This window comes from Microbacterium sp. BLY, assembly GCF_017939615.1.
Lineage (GTDB): Bacteria > Actinomycetota > Actinomycetes > Actinomycetales > Microbacteriaceae > Microbacterium.
Genome location: NZ_JAGKSR010000001.1, coordinates 1,685,804 through 1,702,177 on the forward strand (window position 1 = coordinate 1,685,804; position 16,374 = coordinate 1,702,177).

Genomic DNA, 16,374 nt, shown 5'->3' on the forward strand with positions numbered 1-16,374 from the left:
CGGCCTCCGTCGTTCCCGCGGGGTCGGGGTGCTGCCCGCCGCCGACTAGACTGGGGGCATGCCCGAACCGAAAGTCGCCAGCTTTCCGGCGATCCGCGGTGCGCTGAAGTTCTACCAGATCGCGTCGATCATCACGGGAGTCATGCTGCTCCTGCTGCTCGCCGAGATGGTGCTGAAGTACACGCCGATCCACCTCGAGCTCTTCGCCGGGGGTTCGGGCGGCCCGCTCTGGTTCGCCGGCGTCATCGCCGGACCGGACTGCCAGTGGTGGTCGCTGTTCGCCCCGTGGACGAACTCGTGCGAGATGACCTCCCTCGGGGACGGCTTCAACATCTCGCTGTTCATCCTGGTCGCCCACGGCTGGTTCTACGTCGTCTACCTCTTCGCGTGCTTCCGCATGTGGAGCCTGATGCGCTGGCCGTTCCGCCGGTTCATCCTCCTCGCGCTCGGCGGCGTCATCCCGCTGCTGTCGTTCTTCATGGAGGCGATCGTCGCCCGTGAAGTCAAGACCTATCTCGCCACCCGGGAGGCCGCCGAGGCCTCCGCGATCGCCCCGGAAGGTGTCCGTTGACCGAACAGTCCGAGACCCAGCAGCGCCCCGCGCTCGTCGTCGACTTCGGCGCCCAGTACGCGCAGCTCATCGCCCGCCGCGTGCGGGAGGCGGGTGTCTACAGCGAGATCGTGCCGCACACGGCGACCGCCGAGGAGATCGCCGCGAAGAACCCGGTCGCGATCATCCTCTCCGGCGGGCCGTCGTCGGTGTACGAGGAGGGGGCACCGCAGCTCGACCCCTCCGTCTTCGACCTCGGCGTCCCCACGCTCGGCATCTGCTACGGCTTCCAGTACATGGCGCAGACGCTCGGCGGGGAGGTCGCGCACACCGGCCTCCGCGAGTACGGCGCGACCGACGCGGTCATCTCCGGCGATGGCGGCACCCTCCTGGGCGGCCAGCCCGCTGAGCAGAACGTGTGGATGAGTCACGGCGACCAGGTCGCCAAGGCTCCAGAGGGCTTCGAGGTGCTCGCGACGACGGAGGCCACCAAGGTCGCCGCCTTCGCGAACGAGGAGCGCGGCTTCTACGGCGTGCAGTGGCACCCGGAGGTCAAGCACTCCGACCACGGTCAGCGCGTGCTGGAGAACTTCCTCCACAAGGGAGCGGGTCTGGCGTCCGACTGGAACCCCGACAACGTGATCGCCGAGCAGGTCGAGCGGATCCGCGAGCAGGTGGGTGACGCCCGCGTCATCTCCGCGCTCTCCGGCGGCGTGGACTCCGCGGTCTCGACCGCTCTCGTGCACAAGGCCATCGGCGACCAGCTCACGGCCGTCTTCGTCGACCACGGGCTCCTCCGCAAGGGCGAGCGCGAGCAGGTCGAGAAGGACTACGTCGAATCCACCGGCGTCCGCCTCATCACGGTCGATGCCGCCGAGACCTTCCTCGGCCACCTGAAGGGCGTGACCGACCCGGAGGAGAAGCGCAAGATCATCGGCCGCGAGTTCATCCGCGCGTTCGAGAAGGTGCAGCTCGACCTCGTCGAGGAGGCGAAGGCCGATGGCGGTGCGCCCGTAAAGTTCCTCGTGCAGGGGACGCTCTACCCGGACGTGGTGGAGTCGGGCGGCGGCGCGGGGACCGCGAACATCAAGTCGCACCACAACGTCGGCGGCCTGCCGGACGACCTCGACTTCGAGCTCATCGAGCCGCTGCGCGCGCTCTTCAAAGACGAGGTCCGTGCGATCGGGCGCGAGCTCGGCATCCCGGAGGCGATCGTCGGCCGCCAGCCGTTTCCGGGGCCCGGCCTCGGCATCCGGATCATCGGTGAGGTCACCGCTGACCGTCTCGAGATTCTGCGTGAGGCCGACGCCATCGCCCGCGAGGAGCTGACGAAGGCCGGACTCGACCAGGAGATCTGGCAGTGCCCGGTGGTGCTGCTCGCCGACGTGCGCTCGGTGGGCGTGCAGGGCGATGGTCGTACCTACGGCCACCCGATCGTGCTGCGCCCGGTCTCCAGCGAGGACGCGATGACCGCGGACTGGACCCGGTTGCCGTTCGAGGTGCTGGCGAAGATCTCGAACCGGATCACGAACGGCGTGCGCGACGTGAACCGCGTCGTGCTCGACGTCACGTCCAAGCCGCCGGGGACGATCGAGTGGGAGTAGGGGGCACGATGCCCCCGGTCTCGGCGCCGGTCCTCCCGAACGCCGAGTACCTCGTGCTGTCCAGCCGGCTGATCCCGGGGCTGGACGGCGGCTACACGATCGCGACGCTCGCGCGTGCGCGGCTCCTCGCCGCCGCCGGTGCAGGCGGGGGCCGGGGCCCGGAGCTGCTGACGTTCGATCCGGGGACGGCGGCGGATCATGCCGCGCATCGCCGGGTGTTCGCCGAGCGCGGGGCGCTCACCGATCCGTCGCGCCTGCGGAACCTCTTCGATGAGGCCATCGGCCCGGACGGCGGAGCGTCCGCCTGGCTGCGCGCCGCCGCCGACACGGCGGTCACGGCCGACCCCGATGTGGAGTACCGGGTGCTCGCCGACGTCGAGGGACGTCCGTTCGCGGCGCTGCCGGTGATCCCGGGCAACCCGGACTGGCATCTGACCGAGGAGCCGGTCCTCGTGTACGACGAGGCGGGGACGGTGACGGGGGCGTTGCACGGCTTCCGCGGGCTCTACCGGGCGTGGCTCACCCACGTGACCGCGCGACGAGGAGACCGTCCGATCGTCGTCATCTGCGAGTCGCGTCAGCTCGGCGAGCTCATCGCGGACTGGGACGACCCGCGGGTCCGCATCGTCCACACCGTGCACACCATCCACGTCGAGGCCCCGTACACGCCCGATGCGGACATGAACACGCTGTGGACACGGTGGTTCCGGCTGGCCGACCGGTTCGACGCCGTGGTCTGGCCGACCGCCACGCAGCGGGACGACGTCGTGGCCCGTTTCGGCGGCGCGGCGAACCACGTGGTGGTGCCGAACCCCATCTCTCCGGTCGAGCGGCGCGATCACCTGCGCGAGGACGGGCTCGTCGTGGTGCTGGGCCGCCTCGCGGCGGGCAAGCGCATCGATCACGCCATCCGTGCCTTCCTCGCGGCGGACGTGCCGGGCACCCGCATGGAGATCTGGGGCACCGGTCCGGAGGGGGAGCGGCTGGCGACGCTGATCGACGAGCTCGACGCCGCCGACCGGGTCCGCCTCTGCGGCTACACCACGGATCCGGCGACGGTGCTCGACCGCGCCGCGCTCCTGGTCACGTCGACCGCGTTCGAGGGGCAGCCGCTCGGAGTCGTCGAGGCGCTTCTGCACGGCACGCCCGTCGTGTCCTACGACGTGCGGTACGGTATCCGCGATGTGCTCGGCGCCGGGGGCGGCGCGCTCGTGCCTGCCGGCGATGTCGAGGCGTTGGCGGCAGCGCTGCGGCAGCTGCTGACCGATCCGGAGCGTCTCGCCGCCGCGCGTGCGGAGGCGCCGTCGGTCGCGGCGGCGTGGAGCCCGGAGCGTTCTCTGGCGGCCCTGGCTGAGACGATCACCGCGGTCCTGCAGGCCCCGCCTCGACGCTGACCGTGAGGTGCGCTCCGGCCGCAGGGAGGTCGGGGACGACATCCCGGCGGCCGGAGGGGGTCAGCGCGTGCGGCGGCGCGACGCGGCCACGCCGGCGGTGACGGCGCCGGCGGTCAGCAGCAGCCCACCCAGCAGCAGGCCTCCGAAGGGCACCTCACCTCCGGTCGCGGCGAGATCATCGCGGTCTCCGCGCGACGCGCTTCCCGGTGCGGCGGCACCGCCTCCGTCGCCCGCGGTGTCCGGGTCGGTGGGCGTCGCAGGGCCTGTCGGATCCGTCGGCGTGCCGGGGCCGGTCGGGTCCACCGGGTCGACCACGACGGCCGCGGGCGCGCTCTCGACGGCCGCGGCATCCAGCGCGGTCACCACCCACGTCACCGCGGCGGCGCGGGCGGCGAGCGGCGCGGTGACGCTGGGGAGCGGGTAGCGGAGCGCGGTGGCCCCGCCCGCCCACACGGTGTCGATCAGGGTGCCGGGTGTCGCGACGATCGTCGCGGGATCGCCCGTGCCGCGATAGATCGCGTACCGGCGCGCCTCCTGTGCGTCCCCGGCCTGCCAGCGGAGCTCGCCGTCGACCACGGTGGGAGCGGCGGGGGCGGTCACCGGGCCGTCGGAGAGCCAGGGCTTCGCGGGGACGAGCGTGGGGTGGGCGAAGGCCTCGTTCGTGAGGAGGTCGATCGCGGTGTTCTTCGCCCCGTGCTTCGGCTGCTGATCCGCCGGCAGGGTGCTCAGGTCGCTGGGTTTCATGTCGTTGTAGCTGAACAGGACGCTGCCGTCGATGCCGTCGAGATTCTGGGTGAAGCGGATCTGGTTCGGCACCTCTTCCGGGTTCATCCAGGCCTGCTCCCAGCCGCCGTTGTTGACGTGCTTGTAGAGCGCGTGGCCCACGTAGACCTGGGTGCGGCTGTCCGCGGCGGCGGCGCTCCACCACTGCGCGAGCTCCCCGTACGGCGCCGCGGCCTGGTCGAAGCTCCAGTAGATCTGCGGGACGATGTAGTCGATCAGCTCGTCCTGCACCCAGCCGCGGGTGTCGGCGAACACGGCCTGGCTGTAGGTCTGCGACGAGCTGGTGGGCGTGTGGGAGCCTGCCGGGTCCAGCGCCTCGTGCTCCCAGATGCCGAACGGGCTGATGCCCAGCTGCACGGCCGTGCCGCGGGCGGCGTTGCCGGCATCGACGGCGTCGCCCACGAGCGTGATCAGGTGGGTGATGTTGTCGCGGCGCCAGGCCTCGATTCCGGCCACGGCGTCCGGGTACCCGGCGGTGAGGCCGAACTCCTCGAAGGTCGCGCGGTCCTCGCCCTGCGCGCCGAAGAACACGTTCTGTCCGTCGACGGTGATCCGGTACGGGTAGAAGTAGTCGTCGAAGTGGATGGCGTCGACGTCGTAGTTCGCGGTGATCTCCGCGACGGTGGCGGCGACGTAGGCCGGGACCTCCGGCTGGCCGGGGTCGAGGAAGAGCTTCTCCTCGAACGACAGCACCCAGTCGGGATGCTGCACGGCGAAGTTGTCGTCGGCGAGGATGCCGGCCTCGTTCAGCGCGGCGATGTACTGGGGGATGGTGAGCGCCTTCACGTCCTCGGCGGTCATGTCCAGCGCGGTGAGGATCGCCGGGGAGGTCATCTTCGCGTTGGTCACGCGGTAGGGGTTCAGCCAGGCGTGGAACTCCATGCCGCGGGCATGGGTCGCCGCGACCATGCGCTGCAGGGGGTCGTATCCGGGATCGGCTCCCTGCGTCCCGGTGAGGAATTCGGACCACGGGTTCAGCGCCGAGGGGTAGTAGGCGTCCAGGAGGGGCCGCACCTGGAAGATGACGGCGTTCATGTTCCAGGAGGAGAAGTCGTCGAGCACCGTCGCGTAGCGGGCGTCGAAGTCCGCGGCGTCCGCCGGCCAGCCGAAGTTCAGGTTGCCGATGGTCCCCACCCATGCACTGGAGAAGCGTCGATTCTCGGGGGTCAGCGTCGTCGGGATCGTGACCTGTTCCCCGGAGCCCGGATAGGTGGACACGGGCTCGGTGCCGTAGCCGTAGGCGCCGGACGCATCCTTGACGTAGCGGGTGAGCGGCGCCTCGTCGGGGGCCGCTCCCGCGGCCGTCGGGAGTGCCAGCAGCAGCAGGGCGGCCGCGGCGGTGGCGGCCAGTCGTCTCTTCATCGAGTCCTCGTTCGTTCTGGAAAAAATTTCCACTGGAAAGGGGTGAACTGAAACTCTATGTCTTTCGCATCGCCGGGTGAAGTGCGCAAAGAAAGTTCTGGACGGATGTCGATATCCGGTGTTCCCGTTCGACGTCTGTGGTGAGAGGGTCGACACACGGCCCTTCGGAACAAGGAGAACATCATGAAGTTCATGCTCATCATGCGCGCGACGGACGACGCGGTGGCCGCCTACAAGGAGATGCCCTTCGAGCAGGTCATCGAGGCCATGGGCCGGTACAACGAGTCAATGATGAAGGCGGGCGTCCTCGTCGCCGGAGAGGGCCTGACCGACGCGGCGGAGGGCTTCGTCGTCGACTTCAGCGCCGAGAAGCCGCTCCTCACCGACGGCCCCTACGGCGAGACGAAGGAGCTCTTCAACGGCTTCTGGATCATCGAGGTGTCGTCGCGCGAAGAGGCCGCGGAATGGGCGAGTCGGGCCCCGCTGGGCCCGGGCTCCTTCCTCGAGGTGCGCCGGGTGACGGGTCCCGACGACTTCCCGGCCGACAACGAGTGGATCGAGAAGGAGGCGGGTTGGCGGGAGGAGCAGGCCCGCCGCGCCGAGCAGGCGTGACGCCGGCACCCCTGATGACTCTGCCCGAAGACCCCGCGACGGCCCCCGCCGACTCCGCGAAGGAGGCGGCCGAGCGGGCCGTCGCGGCGGTGTGGCGCATCGAGTCCGCGCGCATCGTCGGGACGCTGATCCGTCTCGTGGGCGACTTCGGCCTGGCCGAGGATCTCGCCCAGGAAGCCCTGGTCGACGCGCTGCGGCAGTGGCCGGTCGAGGGGGTCCCGCGCAACGCGGCAGCCTGGCTGACCGCCGTCGCGAAGCGCAAGGCCGTGGATGGCTGGCGGCGTCGCGAGCGCGGGAACGAGCACCTCGCGCTGCTCGCGCACGACCTCGAGCAGCAGCAGGCGGACGCCCCGGATCTCCTGTGGGATCCGGACGCCGTGGACGACGATGTGCTGCGACTCCTCTTCATCGCGTGCCATCCCGTGCTCTCCCGGGAGGCTCAGGTCGCGCTCACGCTGCGGGTGGTCGGCGGCTTGTCGAGTGAGGAGATCGCGCGCGCGTTCCTCGTGCCCACGGCGACCGTGCAGCAGCGGATCGTCCGTGCGAAGAAGACGCTCGCCGCGGCCCGGGCGCCGTTCGAGGTTCCGCCGCGCGAGGATCGCACGGCCCGCCTCGGCGGTGTCCTCGCGGTGCTGTACCTCATCTTCAACGAGGCGCATGCCGCGAGCAGCGGTCCGGACTGGATGCGACCCGAGCTGAGCGACGAGGCGATCCGGCTCGGCCGGATGCTGACGGCGCTGCTGCCGCGGGAGCCGGAGGTGCACGGTCTGCTCGCCCTGATGGAGCTCACGGCGGCGCGCTTCCCGGCCCGGGTCGACGCGGACGGGGAGCCGGTGCTCCTGGCCGATCAGGACCGTCGCCGGTGGGACCGCGGCCGCATCATTCGCGGGCGCGCGGCCTTGGCGCGCGCGGATGGTCTCGGTCGCGGCCGTGGCGCGTACGGTCTCCAGGCCGCGATCGCCGAGTGCCATGCCCTCGCTCCGTCCGTCGCGGAGACCGACTGGGACCGGATCGTCGTCCTCTACGAGGCTCTCGGGCGGATCGCCCCATCACCCGTGGTCGAACTGAACCGCGCGGCGGCGGTGGCGATGGCGACCGGTCCCGCCTCGGCCTTGCGCCTGCTCGACGAGGTGGCGGCGTCCGGCGCGCTGCGCGGATACCACCTGCTGCCGGCGACCCGCGGCGAACTGCTGCGGCGGCTCGGACGCGAGGACGAGGCGCGCAGCGAGTTCGCGGTGGCCGCGGGACTGGCGGGCAACGATCGCGAGCGCGCCCTCCTGGAACGCAAGTCCCAGGGCGCGGCGACCTGACGGGGTGTGAAAAGGAAGACCCGCCCCTCACGGATGCTCTCGCAGCCGTGAGGGACGGGCGTGGGTGACGCGCAGGCGCGTCGAGTGGGGTCTGCGTCAGTCGTTGACCCGCTGACCGCGGCCCGCGATGAGGCCGTAGATCAGCAGCACGATGATCGAACCGCCGATGGCGAGGAGCCAGGTCCCGAGGTCCCAGAACTCCGTGAGCGGACGGTTGAGGATCAGGCTGCCGAGCCAGCCTCCGAGCAGGGCGCCGACGACGCCCAACAGCAGGGTGATGAACCATCCGCCGCCCTGCTTTCCGGGCAGGATCAGCTTCGCGATGGCTCCGGCGATGAGGCCGAGGAGAAGAAAGCCGAGAAAACTCATGGTCAGCTCCTTGCGTCAAGAGCCCCGGGGTGCCGGGGCTTCGTGACACCCACTGTGCCCGCTCGCCGGATCGCGTGCCAACCCCTTGCGCGCTCCCTCCCGGATATGGCAAGAGGCCCGCCTCCGAAGGGAGACGGGCCTCGTGTGCGCGCTGTCGCGTCAGTTGTTGCCGCGGGCGATCGCGATGATCCGGAGGATCTCGACGTACAGCCAGACGACGGTGACCATGATGCCGAAGGCGCCGAGCCAGCCGTACTTGCGCGGAGCGCCGTTGCGGACGCCCTGCTGGATCTGGTCGAAGTCGAGCACCAGAGAGTAGGCCGCCATGATCACGACGAGGACGCCGATGATGAGACCGAGCGGGATGCCCATGATCTCGGCGCTGAAGAGACCGAACGCGTTGGTGTTGATCCCGGTCCACATGAGGACGAGGTTCAGGAGCGAGAAGACCAGGTAGCCGATCATCGCGATCATGAAGATCTTGGTCGCCTTCTTCGAGGCGCGGATCTTGCCGCTCGCGAAGAGGGCGAGGGTCACGCCGACGACCGAGATCGTCGCGAGCGTCGCCTGGAAGACGATGCCGGGCCAGCGGACCTCGAAGAACGCCGAGATACCGCCGATGAAGAGTCCCTCGAAGGCCGCGTAGGCGAAGATCAGCGCGGGGCGGACCTTCTTGCGCGACGTGAAGGTGATGACCATCGCGAGCACGAAGCCGCCGAGCGCGCCGAGTGCCCACGGCAGCACGTTGACGGCGGCCGGGTTGTAGGGGTCGTAGCGGGGCACGTCGAGGCCCCCGAGCGTCAGCACCCAGCCGACGGCGGCGGTGACGAGGAGGATGCCGAACAGGCCGGCGGTCTTCCACACCGTGTCCTCGACGGACATCCGATCGGTCTCGATGGCGCCGGCGGCCGGGGCGGCGTACATGCCCTCGAGCTGCGCGTTGGCGGCGGCATCCATCGCACCGTGCTGGAACGACGCGGCCTGGGCACCCTGAGCAGCCTGGGGCGCACCCGGGTACGTCGCGACGTTGCGCGGGTCCTGCTGCTGGAAAGCAGGATTGTTGAAAGCGAAGTTGCTCATCGGTGGGCCTCACTCCAAAAGGGGGGTCGTAGGTCGCTTTCCTCCACGATACCCGCGTGGCGACACTCCCGGGGTGCCTTACGCTGTGAGCGTGCCCAGCAAATCCCCGCTCGTCATCGGGCATCGCGGCGCTCCCGGGTACCGCCCGGAGCACACCCGTTCGTCGTACGAGCTCGCTCTCGCGATGGGGGTCGACGCCGTCGAGCCGGATGTGGTCGCCACCAAGGACGGCGTCCTGGTCGTGCGGCACGAGAACGAGATCTCCGGCACCACGGACGTCGCCGATCGACCGGAGTTCGCTGATCGCCGGACGACCCGGCAGGTCGACGGCGCGGCACTGACCGGCTGGTTCACGGAGGACTTCACCTGGGCGGAGCTGTCCACGCTGCGGTGTCGGGAGCGGCTGCCGAAGCTGCGGGCGTCCAGCGCGTCGTTCGACGGCACCGAGCCGATGCTGCGGCTGCGCGACGTCCTCGACCTCGTGCGCGCGGCCGCGGTCGCGCAGGGCCGGGACATCGGCGTCGTCCTCGAGGTCAAGCACGCCACGCACTTCGCGCGCATCGGGCTCGACCTCGCGCCCCTCATCGCGCAGGAGCTGCGGGACGCCCGGTGGGCTGAGGGGGAGCTGCCGCTGATCGTGGAGAGCTTCGAGTCGACCGTGCTCGGGCGGCTCCGTGCCGAGGGCATCGTCGCGAGCTTCGTGTACCTCATCGAGGCGGCGGGGCACCCGTACGACCTCCTCGTCGCCGAGGGGTCGGAAGCGCTGAGCTATCCGGAGACGGTGGCCCCCGCCAACCTCGACCGCCTGGTCGGGCAGGTCGAGGGGATCAGCGTCGACAAGAAGATGCTGCTCGTGCCGGGGACGACCCTGGTCGCCGATGCGCATGCCCGGGGCCTGACCGTCTTCACCTGGACGTGCCGTCCCGAGAACGCGTTCCTCGCCGCGCCGTTCCGCCGGCCGGGAGGCAAGCGCGCGTTCGGCGACTACGCAGGGGAATGGGACGTGATCGCCCGGCAGGGCGTGGACGGCGTGTTCGTCGACCACCCCGACCTCGGCATCGCGTTCTTCCGGGGCTGAACCGGCGCGATCAGAGCGTGCGATCGAACGCGCCCTGACGAGTGGAGACGATCTCCTTGCCGAGGGGCATGAGCGAGACCGGCACCATCTTGAAGTCGGCGATGCCCATCGGGATGCCGATGATCGTGATGCACAGCGCCAGGCCCGACACGATGTGACCGAGGGCGAGCCACCATCCGGCGAGGATGACCCAGAGCACGTTGCCGAGGAACGACCCGACGCCGGCCGTCGGCTTGCTGACGACCTCGCGGCCGAACGGCCAGATGGCGTAGGCGGCGATGCGGAACGAGGCGATCGCCCACGGGATCGTGATGATCGGGATGCACAGCAGGATGCCGGCCAGGACGTAGCCGAGGAAGAGCGCCCAGCCCGCGAGGATGACCCAGATGATGTTGAGGATCGTGCGCATACAGCGATTGTGTCACCCGTGGGGCGGCGCGGCTGGGGATCAGCCCCGAGGTCCCCGGTGCCGATGCCGCGCGATGCCAGACTGACCGCATGACCGGAATAGTGGTGGACGACGTCAGCAGAGCGTTCGGGGACGTGCAGGCCGTGCGAGGGGCCACCCTGCGCGCCGAGGCGGGGAGGGTGACGGGCCTCGTCGGTCCGAACGGGGCGGGCAAGACGACCCTGCTGCTCATGCTCGCCAGCCTGCTCGCTCCCGACAGCGGCACGATCCGGATCGGCGGCGTCGACCCCGAGGCCGATCCGCTCGCCGCCCGGAGGGTGCTGGGGTGGATGCCCGACGCGCTCGGCGCCTGGCCATCGCTCACGGCACGCGAGACGATCGTCACCACGGCACGGCTCTACGGGATCGCGCGGCCGGACGCGGAGCGGCGCGCGCAGCACCTCCTCGGCCTCGTCGGCCTCGGCGAGCTCGCGGACTCCGCGGCGAAGGTGCTCTCACGCGGCCAGAAGCAGAAGCTCGGCCTCGCCCGGGCGCTCGTCCACGACCCGCAGGTCCTGCTGCTCGACGAGCCGGCATCGGGTCTCGACCCCGAGGCCCGCGTACAGCTGCGGGTGCTGCTGCGACGCTTCGCGGCCGAGGGACGCACCGTCCTGATCTCCAGTCACGTGCTGTCCGAGCTCGAGGAGGTCGTCGACGACGCCGTGTTCCTCGTCGGCGGATCCGTCGTGGACGCCGCGCCGGCACAGAGCACCATCCGGGCCTGGCGGGTGCGGCTCGCCGGCGCCACCCCGGAGCGCCTGAATGCGGACACCTGGCAGGTCGCCTCCGCGCTCGGGCTCGCCCCCGAGGCCCTCGCCGTGGATCGCGGTGCCGTCCTCGTCGGCTTCGCGGGGGAGGACGCCGCCGCGCAGTCGCTGCGTCACCTCGTGGAGGCCGGCCTTCCGGTGGCGGAGTTCGCCCCCGCGCAGAGCGACCTGGAGCACACGTTCCTCGCGCTGCGGCACCCGGCGGCGCCCGACCCGACGACACCGCCGCCTGCGGCATCCCACGGAACGGAGGCGGGCGCATGAGCCTCGCGAACATCAGCGTCATCGCGCGCCTCGAACTGACGCAGCGGCTGCGGAGCGTCGGCTGGTACGTGCTCCTCGGCGTCTTCGCCCTGGTGCTCCTCGGGGCCACCGGCCTGTCCTTCGCCGTGTACTCCTGGGGCGACGCGGTCGGTGCCGGCGTCTCCTCCATCGTCCTCAACATCGTCCTGCTGCTCGTCGTCCTCGTCTCGCCCACCCTCAGCGGAAACGCGATCAACGGCGACCGCGAGGCCGCGACGCTCGCACCGATCCAGGTCACGGCGGCGTCGACCGGCGACATCATGCTCGGCAAGCTGCTCGCCGCGATCGCGACGGGCGGCGCCTTCCTCCTCGTGGCCCTCCCGTTCCTGGCGGTGTCGCTGCTGGGCGGCGGGACCGCCCCGGGTGCGCTGTTCGTGGCGCTGCTGATCCTCGCCGCGGAGATCGTGATCGTCGCCGCCATCGGTGTGGGACTGAGCGGCCTCATCGCCCGGCCGCTCTTCTCCGTCGCGACGACCTACCTCGTGGTCTCGGCGCTCGTCATCGGGACGCTCATCGTCTTCGCACTGGGCGGCATGGCCGTGCGCAGCGAGGCCACGACCTACAGCCGACCCTACGACAGCAACGGCAACGTGGACTGCGAGAGCTGGGACTCCTACACCTACCAGGCTCCGCGGTTCGACCTCGTGTGGTGGGCGCTCGCCGCCAACCCGTTCGTCGTGCTCGCCGACGCGACCCCCACCGAGTTCAGCGACGCGGGGTACCCGCTGGATCTGTACGGGCAGATCAAGTTCGGCGTCCGCAGCGCACAGCTCTCCCCGCTGGAGCAGCGCTGGGACGACTGTGATCCGGACAGCACGTCGCGGACGGCCGAGCAGGTGATCGATGAGACCGTGCCGAGCTGGTTCGTGGGTCTCGGAGTGCAGGTGGTGCTGGCCGGGTCGCTGTTCGCCGGGGCCTGGGCCCGCACGCGGACGCCGGCGCGGCAGCTGCCTCCCGGCACACGCATCGCCTGACGGGGCGGGAGGGCCCGCCCCCGGAGCCGGGGACCGCGATGTCGGTGCCGCCGCCTAGACTCGAGAGGTCATGACCGAAGCCCCTCTCATCGTCCCCGGTTCCGTCGGCCCGCAGTCCTCCGGCGCCCCCGCGCAGGACGACCTCCTCGCCGGCCTCAACCCCCAGCAGCTCGAGGCCGTCACCTACCGCGGCCCCGCGCTGCTCATCGTCGCCGGCGCCGGATCGGGCAAGACGAGCGTGCTCACGCGCCGCATCGCCTCGCTGCTGCGCAGCCGGGAGGCGTGGCCGAGTCAGATCCTCGCCATCACCTTCACCAACAAGGCGGCCGGTGAGATGCGCGAGCGCGTCGAAGGTCTCATCGGCGACGCCGCGCGCGGCATGTGGATCTCGACGTTCCACTCCGCATGCGTGCGCATCCTGCGTCGTGAGGCGCAGCAGTTCGGGTTCACGAAGAACTTCACCATCTACGACTCCGGCGACTCCCGCGCGCTGCTCAAGAGGCTCGTCAAAGAGCACGAGGCCGACGCCTACGGCCTCACGCCGGCGGCGGTGCAGGGGCGCATCTCCAAGCTCAAGAACGAGCTCTCCGACGCCGAGGCCTACGCGCGTCAGGCCAACATGAGCGACCCGGCCGAGCGCGTCTTCGTGGACGTCTTCGCCGACTACCAGCGGCAGCTCCAGAAGGCCAACGCCTTCGACTTCGACGACCTCATCGGGCAGACGGTCTACCTGTTCCGGGCGTTCCCGCAGGTCGCCGACACGTACCGCCGCCGGTTCCGGCACATCCTCGTCGACGAGTACCAGGACACCAACCACGCGCAGTACGCGCTCATCCACGAGCTCACCCGGCCGGTGTCCGGTGTCGGTGCCACGCCGGAGCCCTATGCCTCGAACGGCATGATGATCTTCGAGCCCGATCCCGAGCCGGCCCCCGGCGCGGGCGAGGCCGGGGCGTCGCTGACCGTGGTCGGCGACTCCGATCAGTCGATCTACGCGTTCCGCGGTGCGGACATCCGCAACATCAGCGAGTTCGAGCGCGACTTCCCCGGGGCGAAGGTGGTGCTCCTCGAGCAGAACTACCGGTCGACGCAGAACATCCTCTCCGCGGCGAACGCGGTCATCGGCAACAACTTCGACCGCAAGGACAAGAAGCTCTGGAGCGATCGCGGCGAGGGCGACAAGATCATCGGCTTCACCGGCTACTCGCAGCACGACGAGGCCCAGTTCGTCGCCGACGAGATCGAGGCGCTGCACCGCAAGGGCGTACCGTACTCGGAGATGGCCGTCTTCTATCGCACCAACTCGCAGTCCCGTGCGCTGGAGGAGATCTTCATCCGCTCGGCCGTGCCATACAAGATCATGGGCGGCACCAAGTTCTACGAGCGGGCCGAGATCAAGGACGCGCTCGCCTACCTCGTGGCGGTCGCCAACCCCGCCGACGAGATGGCGGTCCGCCGCATCCTCAACAAGCCCCGGCGCGGCATCGGCGACGTGACCGAGACCGCCATCGCCCGCTTCGCCGAGGAGCACGGCATCACCTTCCGTGATGCCCTGTCGCTTCCCGGCCAGCTCGGCGTCGGTCCGAAGATCCAGGCCGCCATCGCCCAGCTCGACGCGGTGCTCGCCGAGGCGACGGCGATCATGCTGCCGCCGACGGGGGAGGTGCCCCCGCCGACCTCGGTGGCGGACGGGCTCAGCGTGCTGCTGTCCAAGAGCGGCTACCTCGACGCGCTGCGCGCCAGCCGCGACCCGCAGGACGAGGCCCGCGTGGAGAACCTCGACGAGTTCGTGGCCGTGACGCGCGACTTCGCGCGCAACAACCCCGAGGGCACGATCACCGACTTCCTCACCGAGGTCGCGCTGGTCTCCGACGCGGACGACCTCGACGACGAGTCCGGATCCGTCTCGCTCATGACCATGCACACGGCCAAGGGCCTCGAGTACGACGCGGTCTTCGTGACGGGTGTGGAGGAAGACCTCATCCCGCACCGCATCTCGGCGGGCGAGCCCGGCGGGCCGCAGGAGGAGCGACGGCTCTTCTACGTGGGCATCACCCGGGCCCGCAAGCGTCTGCACCTGTCTCTGGCCATGACCCGTGCGCAGTTCGGCGAGGTGACGGTGGCGATGCCCAGTCGGTTCCTGCAGGAGATCCCCGCCTCCCTCATCGACTGGCGCCAGTCGCCCGGCGATGTGAACTCGCGCGGCGGCATGCAGTCCCGCGCGCTCAACGCCCGCCGGTCCGGCGGCTCCGGAGACCGGTTCGGCGTCAAGGCGCTGCCTCGCGAATCGCTCCGGCCGCTGTCGACGGCGATGGACAAGATCCCCAACCGCGTGACCGCCAAGATGCGCGACAACGGTGACCTCGAACTCGCCGCGGGGGACCGCATCCGCCACGATGACTTCGGTGAGGGGCGGGTCGACGCCGTCACCGGCGAGGGCGCGAAGCGCATCGCGCACGTCCGCTTCGACACGGCGGGGCAGAAGAAGCTGCTCATCAAGGTCGCACCGATCCAGAAGCTCTGACGCTCGGTGAGGCGCTCTGGGCGAGACGGTTAGGCTGGCTCTCATGGCCCTCTTCTCCCGCCGCAAGAAGTCCGGCGACGACGCCGTCGCTCCCACCCCCTCCGCCGCTCCGCCCGCCGAGACCGAGGAGGGCGCGAGCACGGCGACCGAGGAGGCGGAGGCTCCCACGGTCCAGGCATCGCCCGCCGTCGGCATCTCCGTCCAGGCGTTCCGCGGTGTCGGCGCCGAGGCCGGACCCGAGGTCTCCCTTCCTGATCCGGAGGCCGCGACAGCTCCGGCGCCCGCGGCGGCGCCGACGCCGCCGCGCCCCGCCGCGGAGTCCGCGACGCCGGCTGCCGAGCGCAAGCTCCCGCTCGCTCCCGCCCTCCCGCCGGAGCAGACCGAGACCGTCCCCGGCATGAAGGACAACGTGCTCCTGCGCGAGGCCTTGAGCCAGATCGAGGCGGGCGCCAGCAACGAGCAGCTCCTCGGTGTGCTGCGTCAGGCCCTCCAGGGGCACCTCTACATCCGGGTGAACGGCGATGCCCGCGCGCAGATCAGCGAGGGCAAGCCCCTGGCCGTCGCCGTCGTCCGCGACGGGGAGCGGCAGTTCATGCTCGCCTTCAGCTCGGCGGCCGCCGTCCGCGACTCCGTCCAGCTCGAGGCCGATCCGTCCGCGACGTCGGCGGTCGCCCAGCCGGCCACGTCGGTCATGCAGCAGGTCGTCTCGGGCGACTTCGCCGGCCTCATCATCGACAACGCGTCCGCGCCGCACCGGGTGGTGTTCCCGACCGAGCTCCTGCAGAAGACCCTGGAGCAGGCCGACGCCGACATGACCGTGAAGTCGCTGCTCGCGGCGCCGCGGGAACAGGACTCCCCGGCCAAGGTGGGGCGTGCCCTCGCCACGACCCGGATGTGGGTGGCGGTGAACGACGGGTCCGGCTCCGGGCAGGTCGGCATCGCCGAGGCGCAGACCGCGGACGGACGTCGTTTCCTCCAGCTCTTCACCCACCCGCTGGAGGTCATCGCGCTCGGGCGCGGCGACCGTCCCCTCCCGTTCGAGCCCGAGCAGCTCGCCAAGGTCCTGTCCAGCCACGCGGAGATGGCGGGCGTCATCATCGACTCCGCCGGTCCGTCGATGGTGGTCGAGCGCGAGGCGCTGGGCCCGGTGCTCGTGCGTGCGGTGCAGATCGACGACTGACGGCCCGCGCAACCCCGGGCGGCGGGGGTTCCCCGC

The 16,374-nt window shown here is 70.7% G+C and carries 14 protein-coding genes; 10 read left to right on the forward strand and 4 right to left on the reverse strand.

The features are described 5' to 3' along the window. Positions 1 to 58: 58 nt before the first annotated feature. The 3 genes from KAF39_RS08405 to KAF39_RS08415 are packed head-to-tail and all read left to right on the forward strand — an operon-like array spanning position 59 to position 3,548. Positions 59 to 571 carry a DUF3817 domain-containing protein gene (locus tag KAF39_RS08405; protein WP_062635876.1) on the forward strand — a complete coding sequence of 171 codons (513 nt, stop codon included), beginning with the start codon at positions 59 to 61 and terminating at the stop codon, positions 569 to 571. Further along, positions 568 to 2,154, forward strand: a complete 1,587-nt coding sequence (gene guaA / locus KAF39_RS08410; protein WP_210676847.1) for a glutamine-hydrolyzing GMP synthase — start codon at positions 568 to 570, stop codon at positions 2,152 to 2,154. Before KAF39_RS08405 ends, guaA begins: the two co-directional genes overlap by 4 nt. A gap of 8 nt (positions 2,155 to 2,162) precedes the next feature. After that, complete coding sequence (locus KAF39_RS08415; RefSeq protein WP_210676848.1) at positions 2,163 to 3,548, forward strand: glycosyltransferase; 1,386 nt, start codon at positions 2,163 to 2,165, stop codon at positions 3,546 to 3,548. A 60-nt stretch (positions 3,549 to 3,608) separates the two neighbouring features. Here the strand turns inward: KAF39_RS08415 and KAF39_RS08420 are convergent, their stop codons facing one another. Beyond that, positions 3,609 to 5,693 (reverse strand): glycoside hydrolase family 10 protein, encoded by a 2,085-nt coding sequence (locus tag KAF39_RS08420; protein ID WP_210676849.1) that lies wholly within the window; start codon positions 5,691 to 5,693, stop codon positions 3,609 to 3,611. 183 nt (positions 5,694 to 5,876) lie between these two features. On the opposite strand from KAF39_RS08420, the gene KAF39_RS08425 reads away from it, so the two are divergent. Then, entirely contained in the window at positions 5,877 to 6,305 is a 429-nt protein-coding gene (locus KAF39_RS08425; RefSeq protein WP_210676850.1) for a YciI family protein, read from the forward strand. Between the two features lie 14 nt (positions 6,306 to 6,319). Continuing rightward, positions 6,320 to 7,615, forward strand: a complete 1,296-nt coding sequence (locus tag KAF39_RS08430; RefSeq protein ID WP_210676851.1) for an RNA polymerase sigma factor — start codon at positions 6,320 to 6,322, stop codon at positions 7,613 to 7,615. 96 nt (positions 7,616 to 7,711) lie between these two features. Here the strand turns inward: KAF39_RS08430 and KAF39_RS08435 are convergent, their stop codons facing one another. Beyond that, entirely contained in the window at positions 7,712 to 7,984 is a 273-nt protein-coding gene (locus tag KAF39_RS08435; protein WP_025103755.1) for a GlsB/YeaQ/YmgE family stress response membrane protein, read from the reverse strand. 159 nt (positions 7,985 to 8,143) lie between these two features. After that, positions 8,144 to 9,064: a Bax inhibitor-1/YccA family protein gene (locus KAF39_RS08440; RefSeq protein WP_210676852.1), complete on the reverse strand. Its 921-nt coding sequence runs from the start codon at positions 9,062 to 9,064 to the stop codon at positions 8,144 to 8,146. A gap of 91 nt (positions 9,065 to 9,155) precedes the next feature. Between KAF39_RS08440 and KAF39_RS08445 the strand changes: the two genes are divergently transcribed. Next, a complete protein-coding gene (locus KAF39_RS08445; protein ID WP_210676853.1) occupies positions 9,156 to 10,142 on the forward strand; it encodes a glycerophosphodiester phosphodiesterase family protein in 987 nt (328 codons plus the stop codon). Positions 10,143 to 10,152: 10 nt separating this feature from the next. On the opposite strand, the gene KAF39_RS08450 is transcribed toward KAF39_RS08445, so the two are convergent. After that, positions 10,153 to 10,551: a YccF domain-containing protein gene (locus KAF39_RS08450; RefSeq protein ID WP_210676854.1), complete on the reverse strand. Its 399-nt coding sequence runs from the start codon at positions 10,549 to 10,551 to the stop codon at positions 10,153 to 10,155. A gap of 89 nt (positions 10,552 to 10,640) precedes the next feature. On the opposite strand from KAF39_RS08450, the gene KAF39_RS08455 reads away from it, so the two are divergent. From KAF39_RS08455 to KAF39_RS08470, 4 genes are all read left to right on the forward strand, one after another. After that, complete coding sequence (locus KAF39_RS08455; RefSeq protein WP_210676855.1) at positions 10,641 to 11,621, forward strand: ABC transporter ATP-binding protein; 981 nt, start codon at positions 10,641 to 10,643, stop codon at positions 11,619 to 11,621. Further along, on the forward strand, positions 11,618 to 12,634 hold the full coding sequence (locus KAF39_RS08460; protein ID WP_210676856.1) for an ABC transporter permease: 1,017 nt from the start codon (positions 11,618 to 11,620) through the stop codon (positions 12,632 to 12,634). Before KAF39_RS08455 ends, KAF39_RS08460 begins: the two co-directional genes overlap by 4 nt. A gap of 70 nt (positions 12,635 to 12,704) precedes the next feature. Continuing rightward, a complete protein-coding gene (locus KAF39_RS08465) occupies positions 12,705 to 15,158 on the forward strand; it encodes an ATP-dependent helicase (protein ID WP_210676857.1) in 2,454 nt (817 codons plus the stop codon). 43 nt (positions 15,159 to 15,201) lie between these two features. After that, positions 15,202 to 16,338, forward strand: a complete 1,137-nt coding sequence (locus tag KAF39_RS08470) for an SseB family protein (RefSeq protein WP_210676858.1) — start codon at positions 15,202 to 15,204, stop codon at positions 16,336 to 16,338. The last annotated feature ends 36 nt before the right edge of the window (positions 16,339 to 16,374 follow it).